Below are 3537 nucleotides of genomic sequence, written 5' to 3' on the forward strand. Positions count from 1 at the left end.
TCCGCTTCGACGACTCCCTGCCCCAGCGCCTCCGGGACCTCGTCCTGTCCCGCGGGGCCCAGGTCAGCGGGCCGACGCAGTTCGGTGCCCACGTCCGGCTGGCATCTCAGGTGTCCAGCACGTCAAGCCACGACGGCTGGAGCCGCTGAGGCGAAGGCGTCGCCCGCAGCGCGGTCGGCGGCGCGCGCCGTCCGCTTCGACAGGTGGGTGTTGGCCTGTATCTGCTCGGCATCCTCGCGGGTGCGGAATCGCATGCGCACGTCGGCGGGCCCGCAGGACCCCCACCGCTCGCCGTCGGCGATGTCCTGGCGTGCGACCCAGTAGGTGCCGCCGATGTGTTCGCCGTCGATCAGGAGGGAGAAGTCGTCACCCTGGCTGTCGGCGTCACCGAAGGTGTCGCGGCCGGGCTGCTCGGGCTCGCGGGTGACGACGGCCGTCGTCGCGGGGGTCTCGGTGGTCTGCACGGTCTTTCTCCACTTCAGAGGTGGGGTAGTGCCTGGCGGGGGTGAGGGGACGGCCCCGAAGGGCCGGTCGGGGCGGGGCGGGTCAGGCGAGAAGAAGGTCGTCGTCGGGTGGGTTCCGACGTGGTCGTGGCCGCTCCACTCGTTGAGGTTGTGGGTGCCGCGCTCGTTGAGGCGGCGGTTGCAGGTGTAGCCGCCCAGCTCATCAGCCCGCAGGTTCCTTCGGCAGCCAGCGGGTCGCGGAAGGGCGCCTTCGGGCGGGTGAAGGTGGCGCTGGCGTCCTTGAGGGCCTGGACGTACTCGCCGACCGCTTCGGCGAACAGCTCGCTGGCGCGCTCCTCCTCGACTTCGGTGAGGACGGCGGTGCCAGGCCCGGAGCAGGCCTCGTCACGGGCGTTGCGGATGGTGGCGCAGGACGACCAGCCCTTACCGATCTCGACCGTGGCCCCACAGTCGGCGCAGGTGCCCTCGAAGACGAGGGCGTGGTCCTTCGACTCACGCGGCAGGCGCTTCCGGGTGAGGGTGTGGCCGTTCTGGCTGGCCACCTCGTTCATGCGCTGCTTGCCGATGATCCACCACTGCTGCGCCATGCCCTTCTCCCCTGCTCGCCGATCCTTTCCCCTGCTCGCCGACCCTTCCAAGTTAGTGGGCACCCATCAAATCGGCCAAGTGGGTACCCACTAGATTTTTTTAGCGGGTACCCACTACAGTCGCCGCATGGACGAACTCCCCGACGTCTTCAAACCGCTGGCCGGCCTGCTCGAGGGACCCGAGACCATCGAGCAGGCCGCACTGCTCAGCGTTGCCCTCCTGGCGATCCCCGACCTGCAGAAGACCCTGCGGCAGCGTCGGCAGCACGTCGTCCGGACGCTGCACGAGCGCGACGGCATCAGCTACACCGACATGGCCCCTCACCTCAAGGTCAAACCAGAACGCGTCAGCGGCATCGCACGAGGACACAGCCGCTCACCGCGAGGTCCGAGGGGGAACACGGCACCGGCGGACCCTGAGGCTTCATAGCAGATCAGGTCGGTCGCCCCCTGCGCCCTCCACTTCGAGGGATCGGTGATCAAGCGGGAGGCGGATGAAGGTGTCAGCGATTGGGGTATCCCCAATCTGACGCGTGCTGGACGCTGCCGGGGGGACGTGATGGGTGAACGTACGAGAGGCGGGCAGCGGTCGCCCGATGTCGTTGGATTCGGCGCATTGAACGTCGACTACATTGCCAGTGCCTCACGGTTATCGACGCGGATAGCTGAGCAGGTCTCCGAGTCGACAGCCCGGTTCGAGTGGAACACCGAGGGCCCGGTCGCCGAAGCGACCATCAGGAAGGCCATCGAGCGGCTGGGCGCGTCGTCTCTTGACGCTTCACTAAGACCGTGTCCTACGTGGTGAGGCGGACGAGACGCTTGTAGCAGCACAAGGCCGCGGCGAGACCGAGAAAGGCCAGGTAGTTGCGGGGATTACGTTCGTAGCGGGGGCTGAGTCTGCGGTAGCCGGACAGCCACGACATCGTTCTTTCGATCACCCACCTGCGGCGGCCCAGCCGTTCGCTGGACTCGATGCCTTTGCGGGCGATCCGGACTCCGATGCGCTTGCCGTGTAACCATTTCCGCAGGTCCGGTCGATCGTAGGCTTTGTCCGCGTGGAGGCGCTGAGGCTTGAAGTACCGGCCGCGATGGGGGTCGTGTCTCGTTTGGTGACCCGCCACCATCGGCTTCAGACCTTCGCTGTCGTGGGTGTTGCCGGCCGAGACGCCGACGACCAGGGGCAGTCCGTTCGCGTCCGACAGGATGTGCATCTTGGAACCCGGCTTGCCCCGGTCCACGGGGCTCGGACCTGTGTGTTCGCCCCCTTTTTTAGCCCTGACGTGGGCGGTGTCGAGGACTACACGGGTCACCTCGACCAGGCCGGCGTCGTCGAGCCGGTGCAGCACAGCCTCGTGCAATCGGCCCCAGACGCCGGCTCTGGACCAGATCAGGAAGCGGCGGTGAGCGGTCGACTTCGATATGCCGAAGCAGGGCGGCAGAGCCCGCCAGGCACAACCGCTGACCAGCACGTAGATGATCGCCGCGAACAGCGTCTCATCAGGCGTGTCCTGTGTACCGCCGCCCTGTGGCCGCACCTTCGACGGCGGGATCAGCGGCTTCGCGATCTCCCACAGCCCATCCGGAACAATCCAACTCCACGTATCCCGCCCCATGCCCTGCCCAACGTCCGCCTCACCACGTAGGACACGGTCTTAGATGTCGTCTCATTTGGATTGTTCGATAGTCTGGCGTCGTGGGGATCGTTGAGCGTCTCGTGCCAGACGAGTTGTGGGAACTGTTCGAGCGGGTGGTGCCGCCGGCTCCATCTCGCCCGCAGGGCGGCGGCCGACGACGGTACGGAGACCGGGAGGTCCTGGCTGCGATCGTCTTCGTGGCCACGTCGGGCTGCACGTGGCGGCAGTTGCCTCCGTCGTTCGGACCTTCAGGGCCGACAGCCCACCGGCGGTTCACCGAGTGGACCAAGGCCCGGGTCTGGGCCAAGCTCCACCGTCTGGTCCTGGATGAGCTGGGCAGGCGCGGTGACCTGGACTGGAGCCGGTGCGCGATCGATTCGGTGAACATGCGCGCGATGAAAGGGGGGAGCTGACAGGTCCGAATCCTGTCGACCGGGGCAAGAAAGGCTCAAAGATCCACTTGATCACCGAGCGGACCGGTCTGCCCCTCTCCATCGGCGTCTCCGGCGCCAACCTTCACGACAGCCAGGCCCTCGAACCCCTCGTCCGCGGCATCCCGCCGATCCGCTCCCGCCGCGGACCCCGCCGGCGCCGCCCCGCCAAACTGCACGCGGACAAGGGCTACGACTACGACCACCTGCGCCGATGGTTACGCCAGCGCGGCATCACCCACCGCATCGCCCGCAAGGGCATCGAGTCCTCCAAGCGGCTGGGCCGCCACCGCTGGACCATCGAACGCACCATGGCCTGGCTCGCCGGCTGTCGCCGACTCCACCGCCGCTACGAGCGCAAAGCCGACCACTTCCTGGCATTCACTGCCATCGCCTGCACCCTCATCTGCTACCGCAGACT

General features: G+C 67.4%; 5 protein-coding genes. 2 read left to right on the forward strand and 3 right to left on the reverse strand.

Annotated features, from left to right (window positions below; genetic code table 11):
• Positions 1 to 122: 122 nt before the first annotated feature.
• Together STRIP9103_RS08750 and STRIP9103_RS08755 are read right to left on the reverse strand one after the other, a co-directional pair.
• Positions 123 to 464 (reverse strand): hypothetical protein, encoded by a 342-nt coding sequence (locus STRIP9103_RS08750; protein WP_009304239.1) that lies wholly within the window; start codon positions 462 to 464, stop codon positions 123 to 125.
• Positions 465 to 478: 14 nt separating this feature from the next.
• Complete coding sequence (locus STRIP9103_RS08755) at positions 479 to 1051, reverse strand: hypothetical protein (protein WP_009304246.1); 573 nt, start codon at positions 1049 to 1051, stop codon at positions 479 to 481.
• Between the two features lie 127 nt (positions 1052 to 1178).
• Between STRIP9103_RS08755 and STRIP9103_RS08760 the strand changes: the two genes are divergently transcribed.
• The gene (locus tag STRIP9103_RS08760) at positions 1179 to 1481 is read left to right on the forward strand and encodes a hypothetical protein (protein WP_009304243.1); all 303 of its coding nucleotides are present in this window, start codon (positions 1179 to 1181) and stop codon (positions 1479 to 1481) included.
• A gap of 364 nt (positions 1482 to 1845) precedes the next feature.
• Here the strand turns inward: STRIP9103_RS08760 and STRIP9103_RS46140 are convergent, their stop codons facing one another.
• Positions 1846 to 2664 carry an IS5 family transposase gene (locus STRIP9103_RS46140; RefSeq protein WP_009300981.1) on the reverse strand — a complete coding sequence of 273 codons (819 nt, stop codon included), beginning with the start codon at positions 2662 to 2664 and terminating at the stop codon, positions 1846 to 1848.
• Positions 2665 to 2750: 86 nt separating this feature from the next.
• Between STRIP9103_RS46140 and STRIP9103_RS48310 the strand changes: the two genes are divergently transcribed.
• A protein-coding gene (locus tag STRIP9103_RS48310; protein WP_234022085.1) for an IS5 family transposase occupies positions 2751 to 3537 on the forward strand; the annotation gives its coding sequence in 2 pieces (ribosomal slippage) (positions 2751 to 3084 and positions 3084 to 3537; 788 coding nt annotated over the 2 pieces). This gene is flagged as partial in the annotation.

This window comes from Streptomyces ipomoeae 91-03 (assembly GCF_000317595.1).
Classification (GTDB): Bacteria; Actinomycetota; Actinomycetes; order Streptomycetales; family Streptomycetaceae; genus Streptomyces; species Streptomyces ipomoeae.